Origin of the sequence: Pseudomonas sp. Sample_24, assembly GCF_004307605.1 — a bacterium.
Classification (GTDB): Bacteria; Pseudomonadota; Gammaproteobacteria; order Pseudomonadales; family Pseudomonadaceae; genus Aquipseudomonas.
In genome coordinates this window covers 1-4,244 of sequence record NZ_RCNW01000451.1, presented here as the reverse complement: position 1 = coordinate 4,244, position 4,244 = coordinate 1, and the positions used below count along the sequence as shown (strand labels likewise).

General features: G+C 59.2%; 2 protein-coding genes and 2 tRNA genes. 1 reads left to right on the top strand and 3 read right to left on the bottom strand.

Annotation, left to right across the window (positions count from 1 at the left end):
- From mprF to D8V06_RS26285, 3 genes are all read right to left on the bottom strand, one after another.
- Nucleotides 1-2,299 (bottom strand): bifunctional lysylphosphatidylglycerol flippase/synthetase MprF (gene mprF / locus D8V06_RS26295; protein WP_130932103.1); only part of this gene is annotated, 2,299 nt, incomplete at its 3' end.
- 278 nt (nucleotides 2,300-2,577) lie between these two features.
- Nucleotides 2,578-2,654, bottom strand: a tRNA-Met gene (locus tag D8V06_RS26290).
- 224 nt (nucleotides 2,655-2,878) lie between these two features.
- Nucleotides 2,879-2,955, bottom strand: a tRNA-Met gene (locus tag D8V06_RS26285).
- A 301-nt stretch (nucleotides 2,956-3,256) separates the two neighbouring features.
- Between D8V06_RS26285 and dinB the strand changes: the two genes are divergently transcribed.
- On the top strand, nucleotides 3,257-4,244 hold a 988-nt coding region (gene dinB, locus D8V06_RS26280), incomplete at its 3' end, for a DNA polymerase IV (protein ID WP_130932102.1).

Sequence of the window (4,244 nt, the reverse complement as noted above, 5' to 3'; positions counted from 1 at the left end):
GCATCAGGTCGAGGCTGGCCAGGTCATGGCTGTAGGTCTCGAGCAGGTTGGCGAATGCCACCGGGCGCCCCTCGAAACGGATCACCGCTATATGGAAATGCTTGAGGTAGTCATCACTGAACCGCCCCAGGGAGAAGCCTTTCTCACGCACGTTCTTGCCAGTCAGCCAGGCATCGGAAATCACCTTGAGCTCATCCATCGGCGCCTGGCCCGGTTCGTGGATTTCCAGCGACAAGCCATCGCGGGTGCCACGGTTCCAGGTGTAGCGCAGGTCCTTCATCTCCTTGCCCTTGGCTTCGAGATCAAAACGCTTGAGATCGACCCGGGCTTCTTCACCGAGCTTGATCGCGGTCAGGCCGATGTCCATGTAGTACGGCAGGTTCTCCGCGCGCACTTGATAGAACACCGGACGGGCGTGGTGGATGTCACACAGGTCACGGAACTGCCAGATCATTTCCGCTCGTTGCTGGGCAGGGCCAATCGGGTCATACAACGCCACAAGGCTGCGGCCACGACGGGCATACATCAGGAACGCCTCGTCGTTGGGGTGGAACAGCAGCGCCTTGTCGCCGGTGAGGGCCAGGCCGCCGTCCGGTTGCGCCGAGGCCATGAGGATCTTGCTGGCGCGCTCCAGTTCATCGGGCGTCGGCAGATGAATCACCGGGCGGGCCGTGCGCAGCAGCCAGGTCAGGGATACCACCACCAGCAGCACCGCGGCGCCGAGCAGCGAGCGCAAGCCACGGGGAGCATCGGCGTCCAGGGTGAACTGCCACCACAGCTGATGGCTGTAGGGAACGTCCTGATAGGCGAACAGCAGCAGCCACATCGAAGCACCGAGTACGCACAGGCTGGCCACCAGGTACAACGGCGAAAACGGCAGTTCGGTCAGACGGCTCGGACGGTAGAACGAGCGGCGGAAAACCCCGAGCAGGCTCGCGGTCAAGACCATCAGGCTGGCTTCTTCCCAGTCGAAACCCTTGAGTAGAGAGAGCAGGGCGCCGACCAGCAGCAGAATGGTGGTGAGCATCCACGCTGCCGACAGTCGCCGACGCAAACCCTGGGCGAGCAGCAGGCACAACACGCCGATCAGGCTGGCGCCCAAGTGCGAGGCGTCGACCAGTCGATGCGGAATCAGAAAGCCGATGTGTTCCAGGCGGGTGTCGATTTCCGGCGTTGCTCCGGAAAACAACAGCACTACCCCGGAAAGAAACACCAGCACCGCGAGAATCGGCGCTGCCAGGCCAGACGCGGCACGCAGCGTCTGACGGGTCTGGAACAGGCGCTGCCCTTCGTTGATCAACAGCAGCAGGCAAGCCACCAGCATCGGCAGCACCACGTAGATCAAGCGATAAAGCAGCAGGGCGGCGGCCAGTGGCGCGGCGCCGAGCTTGTCGGAAAAGGCCGCGAGCAAGATCGCCTCGAACACCCCGACGCCGCCGGGCACATGACTGAGCACGCCCGCCGCCAGCGCCAGGAGGTACACCAGCAGGAATGCGCCGAAGGGCGGAGCTTCGGGCAGCAGGAGATACAGCACGGTCGCGGCGGCGGCCACGTCCAGAGCGGTGATGAGCAGTTGCAGGAACGTCAGGCGGCGCCCGGGCAGGCGCAAGGTGCGACGACCAATCTTGACCAGCAGGTTATCGGCGTAGGGTTGTTCCGGCAGGCGGCGACGGTACAGTCCGACGGCCAGCACGCTGAACAACAGCAGTACGCCGGCAGCGATGGCACCGAGCAAGATCTCTGAGAGCCCCAGGGCCGCAGAGGCCGCGGGCAGATTGCTGAGTGTCGCCAGTGCCGCCAGTGGCGGCAGGGCGCAACCGAGCGACAGGCTGGCAAACAGCGTCATGTGCGCAACCTCAGAAGCCCCCAGGCCATGACGCGCATATAAACGGTAGCGAACCGAGCCACCCGACAGCATCGACAGGCCGATGGCATTGCCAATGGCGAAAGCGCTGAAACCGCCCAGGGCCACGGTGCGCGCGGGCAGGCTCACACCGGCATAGCGACTGGCTGACCATTCATAGCCCAGCAATAGGATGAAGCCTGCCACGGTCGCGCCCAGTGCACCGAGCAATGCCGGTTTTGGAACCTCGAGAATCGAGTCGTGCAGAGCGTCCAGGTCAAGTTCGCTCAGCAGGTGACGACAGGCAATCAGCGCGATCGCGAACAACAGCAGCGTGACCGCAAGACCTATGGGCTGACGGTATTTACTGACGCGATCAAGCAAGCGCAGTCGCTCGGCTTTGATCGGTTGTGTCGCTGTGACGGTGTCTTGTGAATCAGACGAGTTGGCGCGCATCAATCACCTCTTGGATTGTGCGCGACAGGATGGAGGTATCCAGCCAAGTTACCAATCCCTGTAGAAAAAAATAATTACAAATATTAACGCCTCGCACCGGGCGATGGTGCGAGCGCGATTTCACTCGTAGAGGGTTCAGTCTGCGATAGAGCATAGTCCGGACTCGGCGCATGGGTGATCCCCAATGGCTGGCGACACAGTGACAGATCATTGTTGCGAAAGGACTTTTTCAACAGATACAAAAAAGGCCACTCTTTCGAGTAGCCTTTTTTGATGTTTGGTTGCGGGAGCCGGATTTGAACCGACGACCTTCGGGTTATGAGCCCGACGAGCTACCAGACTGCTCCATCCCGCGTCTGTGTGGCGGCATTCTATAGAGTATCGGCGAGGTGTCAACCGTTAATCCCGGGAAGGGTCAAATAAACGTAGAAGAGCGGCAAACGGTCGCAGGTGCGGCTTAAGTTGCAGAATCGCAACGATTTCCCATTTGAATGCCTTGAGCATCAATAGAAGCTCTGCCGAATAAAAAACAGGCGCGCACAAAAAAGGCCACTCTTTCGAGCAGCCTTTTTTGATGTTTGGTTGCGGGAGCCGGATTTGAACCGACGACCTTCGGGTTATGAGCCCGACGAGCTACCAGACTGCTCCATCCCGCGTCTGTGTGGCGCATTCTATAGAGAATGGCCGGGGTGTCAACCCGTAGGATCGATAAAATCCGTTTTGCTTCAACTGCTTAGGTATTAAAGGAGACTCTGGATCGGGCTGCAGCCCAAGCCTGGCAAGGGTTCCGGCTCTATTGGTCGAGGCGTTTTGATTGAGAAAATAAATTCACCAAAGGTTTTTCCTACAGCTGCGTGAGAACATTCAGTACTACTGGTGCTATATACAGGTGTCGATGAGATACTGCCTGTCCTACTCCGTGTGTCTCCCATTCTTCATCATGAACACCGCGTTGATATGACCCAGCGAAAAATCATCCACGTCGATTGTGACTGTTTCTACGCCGCCATCGAGATGCGTGATGACCCGCGCCTGGCCGGCAAGCCGCTGGCGGTGGGAGGCTCGGCGGATCGGCGTGGCGTGATCGCCACCTGCAATTACGAGGCGCGGGCCTACGGTGTGCGCTCGGCCATGTCTTCCGGGCATGCATTGAAGCTGTGTCCGGACCTGACCATCGTCAAGCCGCGTATGGACGCCTATAGAGAAGCATCGAAGGAAATTCATACGATTTTCCGCGATTACACCGAGATCATCGAGCCGCTTTCTCTGGATGAGGCTTACCTCGACGTATCGGACAGTGCTCATTTCGGCGGGAGTGCCACGCGAATCGCCCAGGATATCCGTCGTCGCGTTTCCAATCAGCTGCACATCACGGTGTCAGCAGGGGTGGCGCCGAACAAGTTTCTTGCCAAGATCGCCAGTGACTGGAAGAAACCCAATGGTTTGTTTGTCATCACGCCGGATCAGGTCGAAGACTTTGTCAGTGGATTACCGGTCAGCAAACTGCATGGGGTCGGCAAAGTCACCGCCGAGCGGTTGGGCAAGCTCGGCATCATCGATTGCTCACACTTGCGCGAGTGGGACAAGTTGGCGCTGGTGCGTGAATTCGGCAGCTTTGGTGAGCGACTCTGGAGCCTGGCGCGTGGGATCGATGATCGCCAGGTGCATAACGATAGCCGTCGGCAGTCCATCAGTGTCGAAAATACCTATGATGTTGACCTTCCGGATTTGCGCAGCTGCCTGGACAAGCTGCCGGAGTTGTTGGAAACCCTCAAAACCCGGATGGCGCGAATCGACAGCAGCTACCGGCCGGGCAAGCCGTTCGTCAAAGTGAAGTTTCACGACTTCACGCAGACCACGCTGGAACAGGCCGGGGCAGGGCGGGATCTGGGGAGTTATCAGCTGTTATTGACCCAGGCGTTCAATCGCGGCGGTAAACCCGTTC